This is a genomic window from Streptomyces sp. SID12501 (assembly GCF_010550245.1).
GTDB lineage: Bacteria > Actinomycetota > Actinomycetes > Streptomycetales > Streptomycetaceae > Streptomyces.
Window position 1 is genome coordinate 70,872 of sequence record NZ_JAAGLU010000009.1, and the last position, 21,056, is coordinate 91,927.

Consider the following 21,056-nt stretch of genomic DNA (forward strand, 5'->3'; position numbering starts at 1 on the left):
CCTGTGGACAGTCCCGACCTGTGGGCCGGACTGCCCACCCTGGAAGACCCGCCGGGCGAGGACGACGCGGCACCGGACGTGTGGGAGGACCCCATTCCCCTCACCGGCCGCCGAGAACGTCCGGCGTTCCCCGCGCACGTCTTCCCCGCCTGGTTGGGGGAGTTCGTGGCGGCCGTCGCGGAAGAGACACAGACCCCGGTCGACCTCGCCGGTTCGGTCGCCCTCGCTGTGCTCGCCACGGCGGCCGGCGGCCGGTCGGTGGTCCACGTACGCGGCCACTGGCGTGAGCCGACCAACCTCTTCACCGTGGTCGCGCTCCCGCCCGGCAACCGTAAATCGGCCGTCTTCGGGCTGCTGACCGACCCGCTGTACGAGGCGGAGAAACAGCTTCAGGCGGCGATGAAGCCGAGGATCGTGGAAGCGGAGTTGACGGCGCGGTTGGCGAAGGAAGCGGCGGACAAGGCCACCGTCAAGGCCGCGTCCGCCGACGCGGACAAGCGAGACGAGATGGTGAAGACCGCCGTCGGTCTCGCGCAGACCGCCGACACGCTCACCGTGCCGGCCGAACCTCTGCTGCTGGCGGACGACTGCACACCCGAGACGGTCACCTCGCTCATCGCGGAGCAGGGCGGCCGGCTGTCGGTGATGAGCGACGAAGGAGGAATCTTCGACATCATCGCCGGCCGCTACTCGGGCAGTCCCAACATGGAAGTCTTCCTCAAAGGCCATGCCGGAGGGCGCCTGAGGGTCAACAGGCAGACCCGCCGCGAGTACGTCGACGCCCCCGCCCTGACCATGGGACTGGCAGTTCAGCCCGATGTGCTGCTGGACATGGGGAAGATCAAGGGTGGGAAGGGTCGCGGCCTGCTGGGCCGTTTCCTGTACTCGCTGCCGGTGTCGACGGTCGGTGACCGGAAGGTCATCACCGATCCGGTCCCCGAAGAGACGGCCGCCACCTACTCCGCGAGGGTCATCGACCTCACCCTGTCCCTCGCAGACTGGACCGACCCGGCCGTCATCCAGCTCACCCCCGAGGCGGACGCGTCCCTGATCGCCTATCAGGAACGGGTCGAACCCTGGCTCAAGGCGCGCGGCGGCAGGCTGGGCCACATCACCGACTGGGCCGGGAAACTCGTCGGAGCGACCGCCCGCATGGCCGCGCTGCTGCACCTCGCCGAACACGGCGGCAACGGCTACGCCCACCCCGTCACCGAAGCCACCGTGAACGCGGCCATCGAGCTGGGGGAGTACTACACCGCCCACGCCCTCGCCGTGTTCGACGCCATGGGCGCCGACCCGGTCATGGGCCGCGCCCGCAGCGTGCTGGACGCGCTGAGGGACAACGGATGGGACGACGTCAGCCGGCGGGACGTCTTCACCGCCCTGTCCCGCAGCGAGGTCCCCACCGTCGCCGACCTCGAACCCGCCCTCGCGCTACTGGAAGACCACGGATACCTGCGCTCCTACCAACCCGAGCGCACCGGCAAGCGCGGACGCCCCCCGGCACCCCGCCTACTCGCCCACCCCGCCCTACGACAGCGAGGCCGATAACCCCGGCCGCGCGCACAAACCCTGCCGCACAAACCGCAAAATCCGCAATAACCCCCGGACACCCCCGCTGACCTGCGACGCAGCCCCCGCCCCAATCCGGTCGGGGGCGCGTCGCACAATCCCGCGATATTCCGCAAAAAACCGAGCACCACCCCACCGCCCGGGGCCGGTCGACGACCGCCCCTGATTTTTGCGGAATATCGCGGAATTTTGCGGAGCGCTGTCCACCATCACCCGCACACCACAACACCGCAGGTCAACGGCCATCCTCGGCTTTTCTGCGGATTTTGCGGTTTGTGCGGCGGCACCCGCCCCGTTTGGAGCCTGATGACAACTCCCCCAGAGTCCGACCCCCGCGCCATCCTCCGAGGTGGTCTCCCGGACCAATACCTCACCCCCGACGACATCGCCACGCTGCTCAAGGTGCCCAAAGAGACCGTCTACCAGTGGCGCAAGAAGCACACCGGCCCGCCCAGCTTCCGCATCGGCAAACACGTGCGCTACGACCCCGCCGTCGTCCACGCCTACATCGCCCAAAGCATGGCAAACGACCGGACTGCCGCCTGACAACACCGCCACAACCACACAGTTCAACACCCCAGGGAGGGCCACACCGTGGCCCTCCCTTCCCATACCCAGAAGGGACCGCCACCGCATGGCTGGCCACATCCAAGACCGCTGGTTCAAGACCGAGACCAATGCCGCCGGCAGGACCGTCCGCGTCAAGACCGACCGCCACGGAACCGGACTCCGCTACCGCGCCCGATACATTGGCCCCGACGGCACCGAGAAGAGCAAGTCGTTCCGGGACAAGGAAAAGCGTCTCGCTGACCAATGGCTCGCCCACATCGAAGCCGACATGTCGCGCGGGCAGTACGTCGACCCGTCCGCCGGACGCATCACGTTCGGGCAGTACACCGAGAAGTGGCTGACGACGCAGTCCACGGACGCGACCACGCGTGAGTCAGTCGTATCGCAGCTCCGTGGGCATGCGATCCCCTACCTCGGATCGCGTCCGCTCGGGTCGTTCAAGCCGGAACACATCCGGGACTGGCTGAGCGAGTTGGAACGGGTCATCTCCGCATCGTCGTATCGGCGCGTGATCTACAACAGCGTCTCGACGGTTTTCAACGCGGCTGTCGACGACACGCACCTGCCGAAGAACCCCTGCCGCGCGCGTTCCGTACGGCCACCTGCGGCAGGGATTGGCCGCGTCGTGCCCTGGACCGCTGAGCGCACGTTCGCCGTGCGCGCCGCGCTCCCCGAGCACTACCGCGCCGTGGTCGACTTGGGAGGCGGCTGCGGGCTCCGGCAGGGTGAAATCTTCGGCCTGCCGGACGATGCGGTCAGGTTCGACACGGGATGGCTGCACATCGCGTGCCAAGTCAAGGTCGTCGGCGGGCACCTCGTCTTCGGTCCTCCCAAGCGCAACAAAGTGCGCGACGTGCCTTTGCCTGATCACGTCGCGCGCGTTCTCAAGCGGCATCGCGAGAAGTTTCCGCCGGCGGAGGTCACACTCCCCTGGCTTCGGCCGGACGGTCCGCTCGTGACGAAGCGGTTGTTGCTCACCAGGGCCAACGGCGTAGGCGCGGTTCGCCGTACCGACTTCAATATGCGGGTGTGGAAGCCCGCTCTCGTCACGGCCGGCGTCATCCCCAAGCCGAAGCCCGGCGAGCGGCACCAGGCTGCGCGCGAGCATGGCATGCACGCTCTGCGGCACTTCTATGCCTCAGTGCTGCTGGACTCGGGCGAGAACATCAAGGCTCTGAGTACGTACCTCGGTCACACCGACCCAGGGTTCACGCTCCGGGTCTATACGCACCTCATGCCGAGCAGCGACGGACGGACCCGGAAAGCCGTGGACAGCATGTACGCGGGCACCGATTCGGCGCCTGACGGCCCAGAGACGGCCCAGGGCCACTGACACGCCGTAGGGCCGACGGTTCGCAACCGTCGGCCCTACGTGTCGTTCTGGCGGGAAAACCCCTCTGACCTGCGCCTACAGAACCGGCAGGTTCTTCCGCAGCTCGAAGGCAGTGACCTCGCTGCGGTACTCCTCCCACTCCTGGCGCTTGTTGCGCAGGAAGAAGTCGAACACGTGCTCGCCGAGCGTCTCGGCTACCAGTTCGCTGCGCTCCATGAGGGAGAGCGCCTCGCCCAGGTTCTGCGGAAGCGGCTCGATGCCCATCGCGCGGCGCTCCGCGTCCGAGAGGGCCCAGACGTCGTCGTCGGCACCCGGCGGGAGCTCGTAGCCCTCCTCGATGCCCTTGAGGCCGGCGGCCAGCAGGACGGCGTACGCCAGGTACGGGTTCGCGCCCGTGTCCAGGGAGCGGACCTCCACGCGCGCGGAGCCCGTCTTGCCGGGCTTGTACATCGGGACGCGGACCAGGGCCGAGCGGTTGTTGTGGCCCCAGCAGATGTACGAGGGGGCCTCGCCGCCGGCGCCCGCGGTGCGCTCCGAGCCGCCCCAGATGCGCTTGTACGAGTTCACCCACTGGTTGGTGACCGCCGCGATCTCCGCCGCGTGCTTCAGCAGGCCGGCGATGAACGAGCGGCCCACCTTGGAGAGCTGGTACTCCGAGCCCGACTCGTAGAACGCGTTGCGGTCGCCCTCGAAGAGCGAGAGGTGGGTGTGCATGCCGCTGCCGGGGTGCTCGGAGAACGGCTTCGGCATGAACGTCGCGTTGACGCCCTGCTCCAGCGCCACCTGCTTCATGACCAGGCGGAACGTCATGATGTTGTCCGCCGTGGAGAGCGCGTCGGCGTACCGCAGGTCGATCTCCTGCTGGCCGGGGGCGCCCTCGTGGTGGGAGAACTCGACCGAGATGCCCATGGACTCCAGCATGGTGATCGCCTGGCGGCGGAAGTCCTGGCCGACGTGGGTCGGGGTGTGGTCGAAGTAGCCGGAGTTGTCGGCCGGGGTCGGGCGGCTGCCGTCCAGCGGCTTGTCCTTCAGGAGGAAGAACTCGATCTCCGGGTGCGTGTAGAACGTGAAGCCCAGGTCGGAGCCGCGCGTGAGGGCCCGCTTGAGGACGTAGCGCGGATCCGCGAAGGACGGCGAGCCGTCCGGCATGAGGATGTCGCAGAACATCCGGGCGGTGCCGGGGGCCTCCGCGCGCCACGGGAGGATCTGGAACGTCGACGGGTCGGGCTTGGCGATCATGTCGGACTCGTATACGCGAGCGAATCCCTCGATCGCGGAGCCGTCGAACCCGATGCCCTCGTCGAAGGCCTGCTCGAGCTCGGCCGGGGCCACGGCCACGGACTTGAGGAAGCCCAGGACGTCCGTGAACCACAGCCGGACGAACCGGATGTCACGCTCCTCCAACGTCCGGAGCACGAACTCCTGCTGCTTGTCCATCTTCCGCTTCCCCATCCTTGCTGGTCAGGCCGCCTGTCTCCCGCACCACGGAAGGCGGTCGGGCACCTGAGCATCCCACCACAACAGCATTTCATGCGCATTGCGCACCTTGATCGTCCAGCCGACCTCGGAGTGAACGCCTCGCATACGGCAGGTGCACCGCTCTGCTCCTCATCTTGCCTGTTCGCGGCGACATCCGTAATGGGTGACCCCCGACGGGAACCGTTGCGGACGGTCGCGGATTACGATCAGTGGCCACCGATTACGATCAGACACCGAGCAACCGACCGGCCAACCGCCCGCCCCTTTCCCCAGAAGGACCGATCCCATGGGTTCCGCAGCCAAGAAGAGCGCCAAAGACGCCAAAGACAGTGGCAGCGCGGCGCGCAAGGCGCGCATAGAGGAGATGCGGCGCGCCGAGCGCTCGCGTGAGCGCCGGAACCGGATCCTCACGATCGGCGTGAGCGTTGTCATAGTGGCCGGCCTGGTCGTCGGTGCGACGGTCCTGGTGAAGAAGCAGTCCGACGACAGTGACACCGCGGCGACCGACTCCAAGGGTGCGGGCAAGTTCGTCACCGCCGCGGACGGGGTGAAGACCTGGGACAAGAAGCTCACCCAGAACCACGTCACCAAGACCGTGGACTACCCGATGGAGCCCCCGGTCGGCGGTGACCACAACCAGGTCTGGATGAACTGCAACGGCGACGTCTACGCCAAGGCACTCAACAACATGAACGCCGTGCACTCGCTGGAGCACGGCGCCGTGTGGGTGACGTACAACAGCAAGGCGTCGAAGACCGACGTCGACGCCCTCGCGGCCAAGGTGAAGAAGACGCCGTACACGCTGATGAGCCCGGACGACAAGCAGGCGGACCCGATCATGCTGTCCGCCTGGGGCAAGCAGCGCACGGTGACCAGCGCCAAGGACCCGAACGTGGACAAGTTCCTCGAGGAGTTCGTCCAGGGCAAGCAGACTCCCGAGCCGGGCGCCGCCTGCACGAACGGGCTGTCCCAGTGAGCCGGTCGGCCTGGATAGCCGGCGCCGCCGCGACGGCGCTCGTCGCGGCCGGCGCGATCACCTACGCGGTCGCCGACGGCGACGAATCCGGGATGAAGGCACCCACCGCCGACTCGGCGGACGCGGGCTTCGCGCGTGACATGGCCGTCCACCATCAGCAGGCCGTCGAGATGTCCTACGTCGTGCGCGACCGCACGAGCAACGAGGAGATCCGGCGGCTCGCGTACGACATCTCACAGACGCAGGCCAACCAGCGCGGCATGCTGCTGGGCTGGCTCGACCTGTGGGAGCTGCCGAAGGTGTCCTCGGACGCGCCCATGTCCTGGATGGACATGGCGGGCATGGCCGACGGCAAGGACGGCGCGCTGATGCCCGGCATGGCGACCAACACCGAGATGACGAAGCTGGGCAAGCTCAGCGGCAAGCAGGCCGAGGTCTTCTATCTCCAGCTGATGACCAAGCACCACCAGGGCGGTGTCCACATGGCCGACGGGTGTGTGGAGCGGTGCGAGGTGGGGGTGGAGAAGCGGCTCGCGCAGGGCATGGTCAACGCGCAGCAGTCGGAGATCTCCCTGATGGCGGGGATGTTGAAGGAGCGCGGCGCCAAGGCTCTTTCCTAGGCCTTTCCCCCAGTGCCTTTCCCAGGCCTTTCCCAGGCCCTTCCCACGGTGGGCGGTTCGGCGGGACGATTGGGGCCTTAAACCTCAAATCACTTGCGTATACGTTCCCTTGGGGGCTTCTTGGCACAGCTATTCCCCGTCCATTCCCCTGGCATGAACAGTTCATCGCGAGAGTGGCCAGCGGCGAGTGATCACTCGCCTTGCTCGCGTTGAACCGCATCAGGGGGTTCCATGAGATCCACTCGCGCCGTCAAGCGCGCCGGTGTGAGCCTGGCAGCGACACTGCCTCTGCTCGCCGGCGCGCTGGCGCTCGGCATACCCGCGGCCCATGCCGCGGACGCCCCGGGCCGGGACACGCTCGCCGGCACCAGGCCCGCGTGGGCCACCGCCAAGGCGGACAAGGGAGCCACGTCCGACAGCTCCAAGGTCACCGCCCGGGTCTACTTCGCCGGCCAGGACGCCAATGGTCTGACCGCGTACGCGAAGGCCGTCTCCGACCCGACGTCCGCCTCGTACGGCAAGTACCTCACCGCCGCGCAGGTCCAGAAGCGCTTCGGGGCCTCCCCGGCCCAGGTCGCCGCTGTCAAGGCGTGGCTGAAGGCGTCGGGCCTCACGGTCACCGGCGTCACGGCGCACTACGTCACGGTGACCGGTGACGTGGCAGCCGCCGAGAAGGCGTTCAGTACACAGCTACACAACTACGCCAAGGGCAAGAAGACGTACCGGGCGCCCGCGAAGGCCGCCTCCGCGCCGGAGAGCCTGAACGGTGCCGTCCTGACCGTCACGGGTCTGGACAACGCCCCGCACCACGCGACCCACGACGACACCCTGCCGGCGCCGGAGACGGTGTTCCGCAACTCGGGTCCGTTCTCCACGTACTACGGCTCGAACACCGCCTCCACGCTGCCGACCGCGTACGGCGCGCAGATCCCGTACGCCATCCAGGGCTACACGGGCAAGCAGCTGCGAGCCGCGTACGGCGCGGGCAGCTGGACCGGCAAGAAGGTGCGCGTCGCCATCACCGACGCCTACGCCTCGCCGTACATCGCCGCCGACGCCGCCACCTACGCGGACGCCCACGGTGACGCCACCTACCGGAAGGGCCAGCTCAAGCAGGTCCTGCCGGCGGACTACCGGTACACCGAGGACTGCTCCGCGGCCGGCTGGTACGGCGAGGAGACCCTCGACGTCGAGGCCGTGCACGCGGTCGCGCCGGACGCCGACATCACGTACGTCGGCTCCGCGTCCTGCACCGACGACGATCTGCTCGACTCGCTCGGCAAGATCGTCGACAAGCACCTCGCCGACATCGTCTCCAACTCGTGGGGCGACATCGAGGCCAACCAGACGCCGGACCTGGCCGCCGCCTACGACCAGGTGTTCAAGCTCGGCGCGGTCCAGGGCATCGGCTTCTACTTCTCCTCCGGCGACAACGGCGACGAGGTCGTCAACACCGGCCAGAAGCAGGTCGACACCCCGGCCAACTCGGCGTGGGTGACGGCGGTCGGCGGAACCTCGCTGGCGGTCGGCCGGGGCGACAAGTACCAGTGGGAGACCGGCTGGGGCACCCAGAAGGCCGCGCTGTCGGCCGACGGCAAGAGCTGGACGAACTTCCCGGGCGCCTACACCTCGGGCGCGGGCGGCGGCACCAGCGCGACCGTCGCGGAGCCCTTCTACCAGAAGGGCCTCGTACCGGACTACCTGGCCAAGGCCAACAGCTCCAAGGGCAACCGCGTCGTCCCGGACATCGCGGCGATCGCCGACCCGAACACCGGCTTCAAGGTCGGCCAGACCCAAACCCTGCCGGAGGGCGGCACCGCGTACAGCGAGTACCGCATCGGCGGTACGTCCCTGGCGGCACCGGTGATCGCGGCCGTACAGGCCCTCGCGCAGGAGGCCCGCGGCGGCAAGGCGATCGGCTTCGCCAACCCGGCGATCTACGCGACGTACGCCTCGCACGCGAAGGTCTACCACGACGTCACCGACAACCCCACGGGGTACGGACTCGCCGTGGCACGCCTGGACTTCGCCAACGGCTACGACGCCACTGACGGGATCCTCACCTCTGTCCGCAGCCTCGGCAAGGACAGCTCGCTGCAGGCCGTACGCGGCTACGACGACGTGACCGGCGTGGGTTCGCCCTCGAAGGGTTACGTGGAGTCGTACCGCCGCTGACCCGGCGACGCCGCCGACGCGGCAACATGCCCGAAGCCCGTCCCCGGAGCGTTCACCGTCCGGGGACGGGTGCTTTTCGGGTGGCCCGCTCGATCATGAGGAAGATCACGAAGCCCGCGACGAACACGAGCACGCCACCGACCAGGAACGGTACGGGGGTGTACTCCTCGGTGCACGTCTGCCCGCCCGCCGACGAACGGCAGACATCCCCCGGGCCTCCCCGGTTCAGGTAGGCGATGTAGAAGAGCGGCAGCGCCAGACCCGTGAGACCTCCGGCAACGGCGTTCCGCGGCCCCTTCCGCAGCAGCAGCCCCGCGGCCACGGCGGCCAGGACAAGAAGAACCAGCCCCACCGTCAGGATGGCGGCGAGCCCGGCAGCCGCGCACGCTCCCACCGCGAACCAGGCCAGGAACCAACCCCAGCCCGTCCCGCGGCCCTGACTGTCCACATGTGCCGTATGTGCCTCGCTGTACGCCATATCCCCTACTGAAGACGCGGCCATGACATCCGGGCAATGCACTTCAAGATCCCATTGCCCCACCATCAGGGAGAGATGACCTCAAGCTCCTTACCATGGGACCGACTTGCGGCATATGACCGGAAACCCTAGACCGAGCTCCCAGGCCCGGCGTGGGGCGACCCACACTCCCCCACCCCCCATCGCGTCGCATTGACGATTACACTTGGCGGCGTGCCTCAACTACGCCTCGCCCTGAACCAGATCGACTCGCGCGTCGGCGACATCGCCGGAAACGCGGACTCGGTCCTCCGCTGGACCCGGCACTCCGCCGAGCAGGGAGCGCACCTCGTGGCGTTCCCGGAGATGGTGCTGACCGGGTACCCCGTCGAGGACCTCGCCCTGCGCTCCTCCTTCGTGGAGGCGTCCCGCGCGGCCCTGCGCTCACTCGCCGCGCGCCTCGCCGACGAGGGTTTCGGTGAGCTGCCGGTGGTCCTCGGCTACCTCGACCGGTCCGAGAGCGACCTGCCGAAGTTCGGCCGCCCGGCCGGCTCCCCGCGCAACGCGGGCGCGGTGCTGCACGGCGGCGAAGTGATCCTCACCTACGCCAAGCACCACCTCCCCAACTACGGCGTCTTCGACGAGTTCCGCTACTTCGTGCCGGGCGACACCATGCCCGTACTGCGCGTGCACGGCGTCGACGTGGCGCTCGCGATCTGCGAGGACCTCTGGCAGGACGGCGGCCGGGTCCCGGCGGCGCGCTCCGCGAAGGCAGGCCTCCTGCTCTCGATCAACGCCTCCCCGTACGAGCGCGACAAGGACGACACCCGCCTGGAGCTGGTCCGCAAGCGCGCCCAGGAGGCGGGCTGCACGACCGCCTACCTCGCGATGGTCGGCGGCCAGGACGAACTGGTCTTCGACGGCGACTCGATCGTCGTGGACAGGGACGGCGAGGTCATCGCACGGGCCCCGCAGTTCACGGAGGGCTGTGTGGTCCTGGACCTGGACCTGCCCGCGGCCCTCGCCGACGCTCCCACCGGTGTGGTGGACGACGGTCTGCGCATCGACCGCGTGGTGCTGTCCGAGGAGCCGCTGCCGGCGTACGAGGCCGAGCGGACCGGCGAGTACGCGGAGCGCCTGGACGACGACGAGGAGGTGTACTCGGCGCTGGTGGCGGGCCTGCGGGCGTACGTGACGAAGAACGGCTTCAGGTCGGTGCTGATCGGCCTGTCCGGCGGTATCGACTCGGCGCTGGTCGCGGCGCTCGCGTGCGACGCGGTGGGCGCGGAGAACGTGTACTGCGTGGCGATGCCGTCGAAATACTCGTCCGACCACTCGATCGGTGACGCGGCGGAACTGGCGAAGCGGACGGGCCTCAACTTCCGCACGGTGCCGATCGCACCGATGTTCGACGCGTACATGGACTCGCTGGGCCTGACGGACCTGGCGGAGGAGAACCTCCAGTCCCGCCTGCGGGGCACGATGCTGATGGCGATCTCCAACCAGGAGGGGCACATCGTGCTGGCGCCGGGCAACAAGTCGGAACTGGCGGTGGGTTACTCGACGTTGTACGGCGACTCGGTGGGCGCGTACGGCCCGATCAAGGACGTGTACAAGACGTCGATCTTCCGGCTCGCCGAGTGGCGCAACAGGGCTGCGGTCGAGCGGGGCCAGACCCCGCCGATCCCGGAGAACTCGATCACCAAGCCGCCGAGCGCGGAGTTGCGTCCGGGGCAGATCGACACGGATTCCCTGCCCGACTATCCGGTGCTCGACGCGATTCTCGAGCTGTACGTGGACCGGGACTCGGGGGCCGACGCGATCGTGGCGGCCGGGTACGACGCGGCGCTGGTCACCCGGGTGCTGCGGATGGTGGACACGGCGGAGTACAAGCGGCGCCAGTATCCGCCGGGGACGAAGATCTCGGCGAAGGGGTTCGGGAAGGACCGGCGGCTGCCCATCACCAACGGGTGGCGGGAGTCGGTCTGAGGGGCCGGTAACCCGCGAGGTCACTGGTTCGGCATTTCGAGCAATTCATTTTGGTTCGGCATTTCGATCACACGCCGTTCGGCATTTCGACCGAATTCCATTACAGCCCTTCCCTGCGCGAAAACTTGACGATCTATTGGCTGACGTTTGACGACTTGTTAGCGCTCGCATACGACTCACGCCGGAAAAATTGACGCCACCTCACACCAGGAACATACTGGCGGCCACCTGACCTCCAGGTACTCCCACTGGTCGTTCGAAGTCCCGCACAACCACCCTCCCCAACCTTCCTTGACCTTCCCTTGAGCGCAAAAAATGTTAGCGCTCACATCGTGCACTCGCGACGAAGTCTCCGCTACACCAAAACCCCATCCGGTCAGCGGCATCTTCGGGTATTCGTCATGCCCAAAAGGAACGGAGATCAACGATGATTTCTCTTTCACGTCGTCAACGCATCAGAGGGATACTTCTCTCGGTCGGCGCGACCATCGCGGTGGTCGCCGGCCTCCTGGTCGGCGCCGCCGGACCGTCACAGGCCGCCACCTCGCTCCCTTGCGACATCTACGCCGCGGCCGGCACGCCCTGCGTCGCCGCGCACAGCACCACACGCGCGCTCTACGCCGCGTACAGCGGCTCCCTCTACCAGGTGAAGCGCGCCTCGGACGCCACGACGACCAACATCGGCACCCTCGCCGCAGGCGGCTACGCCAACGCCGCGGCGCAGGACTCCTTCTGTTCCGGCACGACGTGCATCATCACCGAGATCTACGACCAGAGCTCCAAGCACAACGACCTCACAGTCGAAGGCCCCGGTGGCAACGGCGGCCAGGACGTCGGCGCCATCGCCAACGCGCTGCCGGTGACGGTCGGCGGACACGCGGCCTACGGGATCTTCGTGTCGGCCGGTGTCGGCTACCGCGACAACAGCACGTCGGGCGTCGCCACCGGGAGCAGCCCCGAGGGTATGTACATGGTGACCAGCGGCCACCACGTGAACAACCGGTGCTGCTTCGACTACGGCAACGCAGAGACGTCCGGCAACGACACCGGCAACGGCCACATGGACGCGCTCAACTTCGGTACGGAGTGCTGGTTCTCGTGTTCGGGCGCCGGATCGGGCCCCTGGGTCGAGGCAGACCTGGAGAACGGGCTGTTCTTCGGAGGGAACGGCTCCTACCCGAGCAACACCGGCAACAGCAGTGAGTTCGTCACGGCCCTGCTCAAGAACAACGGCACGACGACCTATGCCCTCAAGGGCGGCAACTCGCAATCGGGGTCGTTGACCACCTGGTACAACGGAGCCCTGCCCAACCTGGGCGGATACACCCCGATGCAGAAAGAGGGCGCCATCGTCCTCGGCACCGGCGGTGACAACAGCAACGGCTCCGACGGCTCCTTCTTCGAGGGCGTCATGACCGCCGGCTACCCGACCGACGCCGCCGACAACGCCGTACAGGCCAACATCACCTCCGTCGGCTACACCACCCCGGCCGTCACCTTCCCCGTCGCCGGCACCGCCTACCGGCTGACCAACACCAACTCGGGCAAGGTCCTGGACGCGGTGAACTGCGGCACCGCAAACGGGACGACGATCGACCTCTGGTCCTCGCTCGGCAACACCTGCCAGCAGTGGAAGTTCGCCGGCGCGGGCAACGGCCACTACACGATCACCAACGTCAACAGCGGCACGGTCCTGGACGACAAGAACTGCGCTCAGAGCAACGGCACGGCCGTCCAGCTGTGGGCCTCGCTCGGCAACCTCTGCCAGCAGTGGGACGTCACCCACGTCGGCAGCCACTACACGATCAGCAACGTCTACACCGGCATGACGCTGGACGTCACGAACTGCGCAACGGCCAACGGCACCATGGTCCGCCAGTGGCAGCAGCTCGACAACACCTGCCAGCAGTGGGACATCGCGCCCTAGCAGGCGCCCCCACCCCGAAGGCCTGCCGGATGCCCACACCTCCGGCAGGCCTTCGGCGGCCGCCCCGGCGGGGCGGTCCCGCCTGCGCCACCGGCCTCTGCCAGAAATGCTCGCCCCGCAACTGCGTCACCGCCCTGGCCAAGATCGCCCTTGCCCTGGAGCTGACCACGTCGGCCTGAGGCAGGTAAGCACTCATGGCTGTGTGCGGCGTGGGGCCTGAGATGGGCGTCGGGATCCAGCTGGTGCCGGCGAGTCAGAAGCTGTTGCCGCTGGGGGTCGTCAGAGGCTCCTGCCCAGCGGCGGGCGATAGGTTGCCCGCCATGACTGAACTCGGACCCGTCGCCTGGCCACCTGCCCCGATACGAACCGAGCGGCTCGTGCTCCGCGAGTCCGCGGCCCGGGACCGAGGGGCATTCATCGAGTTGTTCGCATCGCCAGAGGTGCGCACCTATCTCGGTGGCCCTCGACCGCGGGATGAACTCGAACGCGCGGTGCCTGAGGAGCCTGGACGGCGCCCCGGCCTTTTCGTGATCGATCTCGACGGAGCCACGATCGGCACCATCACACTGGATCGGCGCGACTCGGAGCGTCCAGGTCGCGTCCGTCCGGATGGCGGGGAGGTCGAACTCGGCTACATGTTCCTGCCGGAGACGTGGGGCTGCGGGTACGCCGCCGAGGCGTGCAAAGCGGCACTCGACTGGTTCGCCGACACGCTTCCCGGCGAGGCGGTGGTGCTCTGTACCCAGACCGCCAACGCCCGCTCGATGCGCCTCGCGGAGAAGCTGGGGTTCACCGAGGTGCAACGGTTCGAGGAGTGGGGCGCCGAGCAGTGGTTCGGCGTGTGGTCTCCGGGCACGCAATCTGGTTGAGCTGATTTCCTCGGGCCTGTTGAGCGTAGGCGTGCTTCCCAAGCGCACTGGCCCAATCCCAGTCCTCACTTGCGGAAAGCTAACGCGCGGGGACGTTCCACTGGCCGGTGTTGTCGGCGAAACCACTGCTCATTGTGAATTGCACCCTGGCGATCGTAGAGGTGGAGGGGACCTCGAAGGAGATGAACCCCAGTGCGGTGTCGCCCGGTGCGGCGGTGACACTGCCGGGGAAGCCGGGGCCGGCGGCGGTGTCACCGTATGTCTCGTCGAATCGCTGACCTGCGGTATCCACGAGTCGCGCCCCGTTTCCCGGAGAATCCGAGTACACAGCCGTACCGGTGTTCTTCAGCCGGAACTGGACCGCCACGAACCTCTTGCCTGCTTTCGGAGTGGCGTACGGGTTCTCGGCACGTGCCGGGTCGACGACTTTGACCACCGTCACGGCCAGCGCCTGGCCGTCCTCAAGACCGGTCAGGTTCACGGTGTCGCCCACCACCGCAGAATCAGACGGGGACGGCTCCGCGCTGGGAGTGTCGGAGGAAGAGGATGCCCGTACGGCCAGCGCACTCGCCGACGCTGAGCTGGCAGCCGGAGCGGTGATGACCTTCTCACCGGCAGAACATCCGACTGCGGCGGTGGCCAAGAAAGCAGTGACGACGAACCCGACAGCACCACGCATCGCAACCTCCCCGGGAAACCCGGCAGGACACTCCCTATGATCCCGCGATCGGACACACCCCGCACGCGGAGCCCGTACTCGCCACAAAGGAAGGTGCGGGAACAGACCGGGCGTCGGACGGCGACAGAGAATGGAGACGTCCTCGAACCGCTCAAGAGATTGAGGTGCTCCCTTCCTTCCCTGAAGCGCCAGGGGAGACGGCCCACGCGCCAAGTGGAGCGGCGCCAATCGCATCGTGCCCCGGCATTGCCACGGGTACCGTTCTGGTGTCGAGTCAGAACGGAGCCCAATATGCCCCCGCATATGGACGAGCACACGGGCGCACGCATCGCACGCACGCGCAAAGCCCGCCGGTTGACACAACGCGAGTTGGCCGACCTCTCGCATGTCTCGTACAGCACGCTGACCAAGGTGGAACAAGGCAACCTGCCCGCGAGCCCCTCGGTCACCGGGGCATTGGCCCGCGCCCTGTCCGTGGCGGTCACCGATCTGACCGGTCAGCCCTACCTCGACGAACTGCGACAGGACCAACTGGACGGTCTGATCAACCCGATCCGCGAGGCACTGAACATCTACGACCTGGGCCCCGACCTGGACGTGACCCCACGCCCGGTGGCCGAACTGGAGGCCGACGCGGACAGGCTCTGCGCCATGGTCCGCGCGACAAACATCAAGCAGGTTGCCGCTGATCTGCCGACACTCATCCATGAAGCCACAACGACCGCTCACACAAATCCCGTTGACCGCAACTGGCAATTGCTGGCGAGCACGTACCGGACCGCGTACGACGTGACCACGAAGCTCGGGTTCTCCGACCTGTGCACGGTGGCTCTGGACCGACTGGACTGGGCAGCACAGCGGGCATCAGACCCTGTACTCGGCGGCATGCGTCAGTATCTGCGGGCCCTGGCCTACTTCCGGGCGAGTGACTACCGCACGGGTGGACGGCTGGTCCGGCTGGGGATGACCACTCTGGAGCAGGCCGAGACGGGCCGCGTACGTGATGTCCTCACCGGCCAACTCCACCTCGGCGCTGCCGTATTGGCGGGACGCTCCAAGGACAAGGAGACAGCAGAAGGCCACCTCGGTGAGGCACAGCGCATCGCGGAGCGGACCGGCCCGGCGGAGAAGGTGCACTGGCTGTCGTTCGGCCCGACCAACGTCGGCGTGCACCGCGTGAGCGTGCTCGCGGAACTCGACCAGTACCCCGAGGCCGTGCACGCAGCGCAGGAGATCGCGATTCCGGACAAGTGGCCGCCGTCCCGGCTGGCACATCACCACGCCGAGGTCGCGCGGGCGGAGATGTGGACGGGCCGCACTGACGCGGCATTCAAGAGCCTGATGAGAGCACGCAAACTCGCGCCCCAGCAAACCCGGTACCACCCCACGGTCCGCGAGACCTATGCCGGACTGGAAGCGGCCAAGCGCACAATGCCGGACACCTTCAACAACTTCGGTTCCTGGATCGGCATGTGACACTCCGTCAAGCAAAGGCCGGGGCTATCAGCGATGTCTGATAGTTCCGGCCTTCCGTTGTCCCCACGATGTGGAAGTGCAAAGACCCCCGCGACCGTGCAACCGGTCCGGAGGCGTGGCCCACCACTTCGAGGAGTGATGAACATGGCCGAGCGTAGCGCTGCCGCACTGCGCTGGCTTCTGGCGCCCCTGGTTCTCTGGGGCATCACCCGCCTGCTCCCACCGACCGGCACCCACCGGATGGCGCCGACGGCAATTCGAACCTTCATGACCAGCAAGAACTCAAGAGATCATGTGAGTCTGCCAGCACGGGTACCGGCTCAGCGCAGGTCGCCGTACAGCACCGACCAGGCCCTTCTGGACGGTTCCGCGTCACCTCTGTCACGGCCGTACCTGCCTGAACTCGTCGAGTACGCCCCGGAGGCGGTCACGACGCTCCGGACGGCCCCTGTGCGGCCCTACTGGACAGCGCGCGAACCCATGGCCCGGTGGCGGCGACGCCGCGTACTGGTGCTGGCGGCTCACTTCCCCCTCGACCTCGACACCCGCAACATCCGCACGGCCCCGGCGGTCGGTGACGTCCGATGACCGGCGCGAAAGTCAGTACGGCCGTACGGCAAGCCGAGTTGCCCATACTGCGCGCCTACCGTCTGTGGTTCGAGCACGCCCGCAGGTGCGTCGACTGCAAGGGCGTCCGCAAGGCGCAGGACGGCTGCGGAAGCGGGCGGGAACTGTGGGACGCCTACCGCCTCGCGTACACCGGAGGCGAACGATGACCTCCCCGACGACAGACGAAATCCGATGCGGGGAGATCCGCGCCTCGCTGTTCTACCGCGCCCCGATCTTCAGCGAGGCGGGGGCCTGCGTCCTCCTCCAGGGGCACGACGGGGATCACCGGGACCCGAGGGGTGGTACTTGGAACGTAATCCCGCTCTACCCGATGATCAACGCCGACAGGAGGACGCACGAGTGACCCGCGCCCCCGAGCCGGCATGGACGCCGGAACACCCGTACGTCTCCGGCCGCTGCTCCATCGGCACCCATGACCAATGCCAGGACTCGGAGCCCCGGGAAAGCGGCGTTCCGGGACTGCGCTACCTGGTGTGCACGTGCTGTTGCCACCGCCTGAGGGCTGTCCCGTAAATGATCTTCGAGGTGCCTCGAGAGTCCTTGGCCTTGTACGGGCCGCTCGTCTATCCGGCGAGGGTGAGGTTGTGCATCCGGGCGATGCCGAGCATGGCGTGGTGGACTCCGTCGCCTTTGAGGCGGCAGTCGCGGAGGATCTTCCAGGTCTTCATGCGCGCGAAGACGTGTTCGACGCGGGCGCGGACCTGCTTGTGGGACTTGTTGTGTGCTTCCTTCCAGTCCGGAAGGTCTTCGCCCTTTCGTCGGCGGTGGGGCATGACGAGCCCGGTGCCGGGATAGCCGCCGTCGGCGATCGTGAGTGTTCTGCCGACGGCTGCTTTGGCGCCGGATTCCTCCCATGCCTTGCAGTCGTTGCGGTTGCCGGGCAGGGGCCGGCCGACCACGACGACCAGGCGGGTGTCGGCGTCGATGACGACCTGGTGGTTGGTCGAGTACCGGTAGTTCTTGGACTGCGCGGCGATGGTGTGGTCCCGGGTGGGGATCAGGGTGCCGTCCACGATGAGCACGGTGTCCTTGGCGAACCGCTTGCGGGGCTGGAGCGCGAGCATGGGCCCGAGGTGGTCGATGATGCGGTCCGCCGCCGACTTGGACACCCCGAAGAGCGGGGCGATCTGGCGCATCGTCAAGTTCGTGCGCCAGTACGCCGCGACCAGCAGAGCCCGGTCCTCCAGCGGGAGGCTCCACGGCCGGCCCCTGCGGACCGCATCCGCGCCCTCGCGCAGGAGTACGGTCACCAGCTTGCCGAACAGGCGGGGGCTCAGCCCGGTGAACGGGGCTATCCAGAACGGCTCCGAAGCCGTGATCACACCAGACACAGCGAGATCATTTCACCCGTCACCGGGTGTCCCGTTCAGGGCAGTTCTGGACTGTCGCACCGAACTTTGAGCGGCGCTCCTCACAGGCCCCGTTGACCTGAGTCAGTCGAAGAGTGCGACGAGACCATTCACCCAGATCGCGACGAACACCAGGGCCGCCACCAGGCATCCGGCCCCTGCCAGGAAGTCGGCGAAGGAGCTTCGCCTGCTGTCTTCATTCTCGCCGGATGGCACCGTGTCCCAGTCGACGGGGCGTCCCATGGCATCGGAGCAAGCTGCTCGTACTGCTGCCAATTGCTCTCTGGAAAAGTCTGTTCGGGCAAGCGACTCACGGCCCTGCCAGGCAAGTGCCCGCATGCGCTGCTGAGCTGTGTGGTATCTCGCCTCGAAGGCGGAGGTCTCAGCTGCGTCCCTGTCCTGTTCGAGGTACATCCAGCGACCCGCTTCGGCAGGCTCTCCGTACAGGCGGTACGCCTCGGCCAGGCGCCGGCGAAGCATCAGGTCGTTCGGAAAGGACGACACCAGCCCACGCAGGCGCTGGCGCGCGACGGGAACCCGGCCGGCGGCCAGGTCTGCATCAACTCGGGCAAGGGTGTCTCTCATGGCCATGAACGCATGATCGGGTACCGCACTGACTCACGTCGACCTGGTTTTGTCGCTCAGCACTCGCTCGCTCTCAACGGCATCGGCTGAACCTCCCTGAGACGGGACACCGCCAGTTACGGGACAGCCCCTGGGGATGGTCCCGGTAACGGAGTTGGTTCAGCGCGGCCTGGTCACTCCATAACTGAGGACGGGGACCGGGAGTACGGCACTCCCGCCGGGCTGCGAGTCGGAGACCAGGTCAGCGGACCACGTCGAAGACGTTCTTCTGGAGGCCGTTGGCGTACACCTCGGACTCGACGAGCTTCAGCTTCTGGGTGTCCTTGTCCGTGCCGCTGAACAGCCGCTTGCCCGCACCGAGGAGCAACGGGAAGACCAGCAGGTGGTAGCGGTCGATGAGGCCGGCGTCGGAGAGGTCGCGGGTGAGGGTGGCGCTGCCGTGGATGATGATCGGGCCGCCCTCGGTCTCCTTCAGGGCGGCGACGTCGTCGAGCGAGCGCAGGATCGTGGTCTCGCCCCAGTTCGACACCAGGTCGTCCTCAGTGAGGGTGGTAGAGACGACGTACTTCGGCATCACCTTGTAGTCGGCGAAGTCCTCCATGTCGGGCCAGACCGGGCTGAACGCCTCGTAGCTGGTCCGGCCCAGCAGCATCGCGGCGGCCTCCTTCTGCTCCCGGCCCTTGATCTCGAACGCCTCCGGGAGGAACTCGATGTCCTTGAAGGTCCAACCGGCGTTCCGGTAGCCGGGCTCGCCGCCCGGGGCCTCCACGACTCCGTCGAGCGAGACGAAGGCGGTGCTGATCAGGGTGCGCATCTTGGGTCTCCTGGGGTGCGTCTCGTGGCTGGCTCTCAGCCGTTTCTACCCTGACTGACTCCGGGTCGCGGTGAAACTCATCGGACGCCGTCCAAGAACGCGGCGGCAAGGAGCGGTGCGTCACCCATCTACGCCGGTCGGACCGAGGAGTTCGGCGGCACCCGGCAAACGGACTGGAAACGGGCGGGTGGGTGGGACAACACCCCTCAGTGGTGCACCTTCTCCGCCCGTACAGGCACATGCGACGCCACCACACGCTCCCGCCCAGCCGACGGAGTCACCCTCACACCGCGCCGATCCACCACGTACGCGATCCCCGCGACGCCCAACCCCAGTACCGCCAGCCCTGCCCCGACCAGCGCCGGAGACGTCACGCCGAAGCCCGCCGCCAGGGCGAGACCGCCGATCCACGCTCCCCCGGCGTTCGCCAGGTTGAAGGCCGCCTGGTTCGCGGAGGACGCCAGGGACGGGGCCGTGGACGCCCTCTCCATCACCATCAGGTTCAGCGGCGAGCCCGTGACGAACGCGGCCACGCCGAGCAGTACGACCGCCAGGGCCGCGCTCCACTCCGTACTCATCAGCAGCGGGAACGCGCCCAGGACCGCGATCAGCGACACCAGGCCGCCGAACAGCGTGCCCCGCATCGAGTGGTCCGCGAGTCGTCCGCCCACCAGGTTGCCGATCGTCGCGCCGACGCCGAACAGCGCCAGCAGCAGCGTCACGCTGGAGTCGGCGTACCCGGCGGAGTCCGTGAGCATCGGGGTGATGTAGCTGTACGCCGAGAAGAGGGCGCCGAAGCCCGCCACCGTCGTCCCGAGGGCCAGCCAGACCGGCAGCGACCTCAGCGCGGCCAGTTCGCCGCGCAGGCCCGTCACCGGTGCTCCCACCCGATCGTGCGGGATCAGCAGCGCCAGCGCCGCTATCGCCGCCACGCCGATGACGCTCACGCCGAGGAAGGTCGCCCGCCAGCCCAGCTGCTGGCCCATGGCCGTGGCCACCGGGACGCCGATCACGTTCGCGACCGTCAGGCCCAGGAACATCAGGGAGACCGAGCGGGCCTTGCGCTCGGGGGCCACCATGCTCGTGGCCACCACCGCGCCCACGCCGAAGAAGGCGCCGTGCGGCAGCCCGCTCAGGAATCGGGCGGCCAGGAGGTAGTCGTAGGTCGGCGCGAACGCGGAGAGCGCGTTGCCCGCTATGAACAGACCCATCAGACCCATCAGGACCTTGCGGCGCGACATCCGGGCCGTGACCGCCGCGAGCAGCGGGGCGCCGATGACGACGCCGAGCGCGTACGCCGAGACCAGGTGCCCGGCGGACGGGATCGAGACGCCCAGGTCGTCGGCGACTTCGGGCAGCAGGCCCATCATCACGAACTCGGTCGTGCCGATACCGAAAGCACCCACAGCGAGGGCGAGCAGAGCCAGGGGCGTGGTTCTGCGGGCGGACACGGTGGGTGCCTTCGACAGCTTGGTGGGCGGCGTGGTCGGCGTGGGCCGGGACATCAGAACGGGGGCCTTTCGGAGGGTGCGGCGGGCGTACGTCCGAACAGTTTA

The 21,056-nt window shown here is 67.7% G+C and carries 21 protein-coding genes; 14 read left to right on the forward strand and 7 right to left on the reverse strand.

Annotated features, from left to right (window positions below; all coding sequences use genetic code 11):
• The first annotated feature begins 3 nt into the window (after positions 1-3).
• The 3 genes from G3I71_RS12580 to G3I71_RS12590 all read left to right on the forward strand — a co-directional run bounded on the left by G3I71_RS12580 (position 4) and on the right by G3I71_RS12590 (position 3,475).
• Positions 4-1,551, forward strand: a complete 1,548-nt coding sequence (locus G3I71_RS12580; RefSeq protein ID WP_164314375.1) for a YfjI family protein — start codon at positions 4-6, stop codon at positions 1,549-1,551.
• Between the two features lie 327 nt (positions 1,552-1,878).
• Complete coding sequence (locus tag G3I71_RS12585) at positions 1,879-2,118, forward strand: AlpA family transcriptional regulator (RefSeq protein WP_164314094.1); 240 nt, start codon at positions 1,879-1,881, stop codon at positions 2,116-2,118.
• An 88-nt stretch (positions 2,119-2,206) separates the two neighbouring features.
• Entirely contained in the window at positions 2,207-3,475 is a 1,269-nt protein-coding gene (locus G3I71_RS12590) for a site-specific integrase (RefSeq protein WP_164314095.1), read from the forward strand.
• Between the two features lie 75 nt (positions 3,476-3,550).
• On the opposite strand, the gene G3I71_RS12595 is transcribed toward G3I71_RS12590, so the two are convergent.
• A complete protein-coding gene (locus G3I71_RS12595; protein WP_164314096.1) occupies positions 3,551-4,912 on the reverse strand; it encodes a glutamine synthetase family protein in 1,362 nt (453 codons plus the stop codon).
• 328 nt (positions 4,913-5,240) lie between these two features.
• Here G3I71_RS12595 and G3I71_RS12600 point away from each other — a divergent pair, with 328 nt between their 5' ends.
• From G3I71_RS12600 to G3I71_RS12610, 3 genes are all read left to right on the forward strand, one after another.
• On the forward strand, positions 5,241-5,930 hold the full coding sequence (locus tag G3I71_RS12600) for a DUF3105 domain-containing protein (RefSeq protein WP_164314097.1): 690 nt from the start codon (positions 5,241-5,243) through the stop codon (positions 5,928-5,930).
• The gene (locus G3I71_RS12605) at positions 5,927-6,550 is read left to right on the forward strand and encodes a DUF305 domain-containing protein (protein ID WP_164314098.1); all 624 of its coding nucleotides are present in this window, start codon (positions 5,927-5,929) and stop codon (positions 6,548-6,550) included. The genes G3I71_RS12600 and G3I71_RS12605 overlap by 4 nt, the downstream gene beginning before the upstream one ends.
• Positions 6,551-6,781: 231 nt before the next feature.
• The gene (locus G3I71_RS12610) at positions 6,782-8,725 is read left to right on the forward strand and encodes a protease pro-enzyme activation domain-containing protein (protein WP_164314099.1); all 1,944 of its coding nucleotides are present in this window, start codon (positions 6,782-6,784) and stop codon (positions 8,723-8,725) included.
• Between the two features lie 52 nt (positions 8,726-8,777).
• On the opposite strand, the gene G3I71_RS12615 is transcribed toward G3I71_RS12610, so the two are convergent.
• Complete coding sequence (locus G3I71_RS12615; protein ID WP_164314100.1) at positions 8,778-9,203, reverse strand: hypothetical protein; 426 nt, start codon at positions 9,201-9,203, stop codon at positions 8,778-8,780.
• Positions 9,204-9,416: 213 nt separating this feature from the next.
• Here G3I71_RS12615 and G3I71_RS12620 point away from each other — a divergent pair, with 213 nt between their 5' ends.
• From G3I71_RS12620 to G3I71_RS12635, 4 genes are all read left to right on the forward strand, one after another.
• Positions 9,417-11,171 (forward strand): NAD+ synthase, encoded by a 1,755-nt coding sequence (locus G3I71_RS12620; RefSeq protein WP_164314101.1) that lies wholly within the window; start codon positions 9,417-9,419, stop codon positions 11,169-11,171.
• Between the two features lie 427 nt (positions 11,172-11,598).
• Positions 11,599-13,098: an arabinofuranosidase catalytic domain-containing protein gene (locus tag G3I71_RS12625; protein ID WP_164314102.1), complete on the forward strand. Its 1,500-nt coding sequence runs from the start codon at positions 11,599-11,601 to the stop codon at positions 13,096-13,098.
• A gap of 29 nt (positions 13,099-13,127) precedes the next feature.
• A complete protein-coding gene (locus G3I71_RS12630) occupies positions 13,128-13,277 on the forward strand; it encodes a hypothetical protein (RefSeq protein ID WP_164314103.1) in 150 nt (49 codons plus the stop codon).
• A gap of 141 nt (positions 13,278-13,418) precedes the next feature.
• Positions 13,419-13,967, forward strand: coding sequence for a GNAT family N-acetyltransferase (locus tag G3I71_RS12635; protein WP_164314104.1), 549 nt, complete (start codon positions 13,419-13,421; stop codon positions 13,965-13,967).
• A gap of 79 nt (positions 13,968-14,046) precedes the next feature.
• Here the strand turns inward: G3I71_RS12635 and G3I71_RS12640 are convergent, their stop codons facing one another.
• Complete coding sequence (locus tag G3I71_RS12640) at positions 14,047-14,460, reverse strand: DUF4352 domain-containing protein (RefSeq protein ID WP_343242945.1); 414 nt, start codon at positions 14,458-14,460, stop codon at positions 14,047-14,049.
• 477 nt (positions 14,461-14,937) lie between these two features.
• Here G3I71_RS12640 and G3I71_RS12645 point away from each other — a divergent pair, with 477 nt between their 5' ends.
• From G3I71_RS12645 to G3I71_RS12660, 4 genes are all read left to right on the forward strand, one after another.
• Positions 14,938-16,122: a helix-turn-helix domain-containing protein gene (locus G3I71_RS12645; RefSeq protein WP_164314106.1), complete on the forward strand. Its 1,185-nt coding sequence runs from the start codon at positions 14,938-14,940 to the stop codon at positions 16,120-16,122.
• A 144-nt stretch (positions 16,123-16,266) separates the two neighbouring features.
• Positions 16,267-16,710: a hypothetical protein gene (locus G3I71_RS12650; RefSeq protein WP_164314107.1), complete on the forward strand. Its 444-nt coding sequence runs from the start codon at positions 16,267-16,269 to the stop codon at positions 16,708-16,710.
• On the forward strand, positions 16,707-16,898 hold the full coding sequence (locus G3I71_RS12655; protein ID WP_164314108.1) for a hypothetical protein: 192 nt from the start codon (positions 16,707-16,709) through the stop codon (positions 16,896-16,898). Before G3I71_RS12650 ends, G3I71_RS12655 begins: the two co-directional genes overlap by 4 nt.
• Positions 16,895-17,095: a hypothetical protein gene (locus G3I71_RS12660; protein ID WP_164314109.1), complete on the forward strand. Its 201-nt coding sequence runs from the start codon at positions 16,895-16,897 to the stop codon at positions 17,093-17,095. The genes G3I71_RS12655 and G3I71_RS12660 overlap by 4 nt, the downstream gene beginning before the upstream one ends.
• Positions 17,096-17,315: 220 nt before the next feature.
• On the opposite strand, the gene G3I71_RS12665 is transcribed toward G3I71_RS12660, so the two are convergent.
• The 4 genes from G3I71_RS12665 to G3I71_RS12680 form a co-directional block, all read right to left on the reverse strand.
• Positions 17,316-18,083 carry a transposase gene (locus tag G3I71_RS12665; RefSeq protein ID WP_164314110.1) on the reverse strand — a complete coding sequence of 256 codons (768 nt, stop codon included), beginning with the start codon at positions 18,081-18,083 and terminating at the stop codon, positions 17,316-17,318.
• Positions 18,084-18,185: 102 nt separating this feature from the next.
• The gene (locus G3I71_RS12670; protein ID WP_164314111.1) at positions 18,186-18,692 is read right to left on the reverse strand and encodes a DUF6584 family protein; all 507 of its coding nucleotides are present in this window, start codon (positions 18,690-18,692) and stop codon (positions 18,186-18,188) included.
• A 235-nt stretch (positions 18,693-18,927) separates the two neighbouring features.
• Positions 18,928-19,500 carry a dihydrofolate reductase family protein gene (locus tag G3I71_RS12675; protein ID WP_164314112.1) on the reverse strand — a complete coding sequence of 191 codons (573 nt, stop codon included), beginning with the start codon at positions 19,498-19,500 and terminating at the stop codon, positions 18,928-18,930.
• Between the two features lie 206 nt (positions 19,501-19,706).
• The gene (locus tag G3I71_RS12680; RefSeq protein ID WP_239149115.1) at positions 19,707-21,005 is read right to left on the reverse strand and encodes an MFS transporter; all 1,299 of its coding nucleotides are present in this window, start codon (positions 21,003-21,005) and stop codon (positions 19,707-19,709) included.
• Positions 21,006-21,056 lie beyond the last annotated feature (51 nt).

Excerpts from the sequence above, each read along its gene's own strand:
- G3I71_RS12585 (WP_164314094.1), top strand. The coding sequence starts at position 1,879 with ATGACAACTCCCCCAGAGTCCGACCCCCGCGCCATCCTCCGAGGTGGT.
- G3I71_RS12590 (WP_164314095.1), top strand. The coding sequence starts at position 2,207 with ATGGCTGGCCACATCCAAGACCGCTGGTTCAAGACCGAGACCAATGCC.
- G3I71_RS12595 (WP_164314096.1), bottom strand. The coding sequence starts at position 4,912 with ATGGACAAGCAGCAGGAGTTCGTGCTCCGGACGTTGGAGGAGCGTGAC.
- G3I71_RS12600 (WP_164314097.1), top strand. The coding sequence starts at position 5,241 with ATGGGTTCCGCAGCCAAGAAGAGCGCCAAAGACGCCAAAGACAGTGGC.
- G3I71_RS12610 (WP_164314099.1), top strand. The coding sequence starts at position 6,782 with ATGAGATCCACTCGCGCCGTCAAGCGCGCCGGTGTGAGCCTGGCAGCG.
- G3I71_RS12615 (WP_164314100.1), bottom strand. The coding sequence starts at position 9,203 with ATGGCGTACAGCGAGGCACATACGGCACATGTGGACAGTCAGGGCCGC.
- G3I71_RS12625 (WP_164314102.1), top strand. The coding sequence starts at position 11,599 with ATGATTTCTCTTTCACGTCGTCAACGCATCAGAGGGATACTTCTCTCG.
- G3I71_RS12630 (WP_164314103.1), top strand. The coding sequence starts at position 13,128 with ATGCCCACACCTCCGGCAGGCCTTCGGCGGCCGCCCCGGCGGGGCGGT.
- G3I71_RS12635 (WP_164314104.1), top strand. The coding sequence starts at position 13,419 with ATGACTGAACTCGGACCCGTCGCCTGGCCACCTGCCCCGATACGAACC.
- G3I71_RS12645 (WP_164314106.1), top strand. The coding sequence starts at position 14,938 with ATGCCCCCGCATATGGACGAGCACACGGGCGCACGCATCGCACGCACG.
- G3I71_RS12650 (WP_164314107.1), top strand. The coding sequence starts at position 16,267 with ATGGCCGAGCGTAGCGCTGCCGCACTGCGCTGGCTTCTGGCGCCCCTG.
- G3I71_RS12655 (WP_164314108.1), top strand. The coding sequence starts at position 16,707 with ATGACCGGCGCGAAAGTCAGTACGGCCGTACGGCAAGCCGAGTTGCCC.
- G3I71_RS12660 (WP_164314109.1), top strand. The coding sequence starts at position 16,895 with ATGACCTCCCCGACGACAGACGAAATCCGATGCGGGGAGATCCGCGCC.
- G3I71_RS12670 (WP_164314111.1), bottom strand. The coding sequence starts at position 18,692 with ATGGCCATGAGAGACACCCTTGCCCGAGTTGATGCAGACCTGGCCGCC.
- G3I71_RS12675 (WP_164314112.1), bottom strand. The coding sequence starts at position 19,500 with ATGCGCACCCTGATCAGCACCGCCTTCGTCTCGCTCGACGGAGTCGTG.
- G3I71_RS12680 (WP_239149115.1), bottom strand. The coding sequence starts at position 21,005 with ATGTCCCGGCCCACGCCGACCACGCCGCCCACCAAGCTGTCGAAGGCA.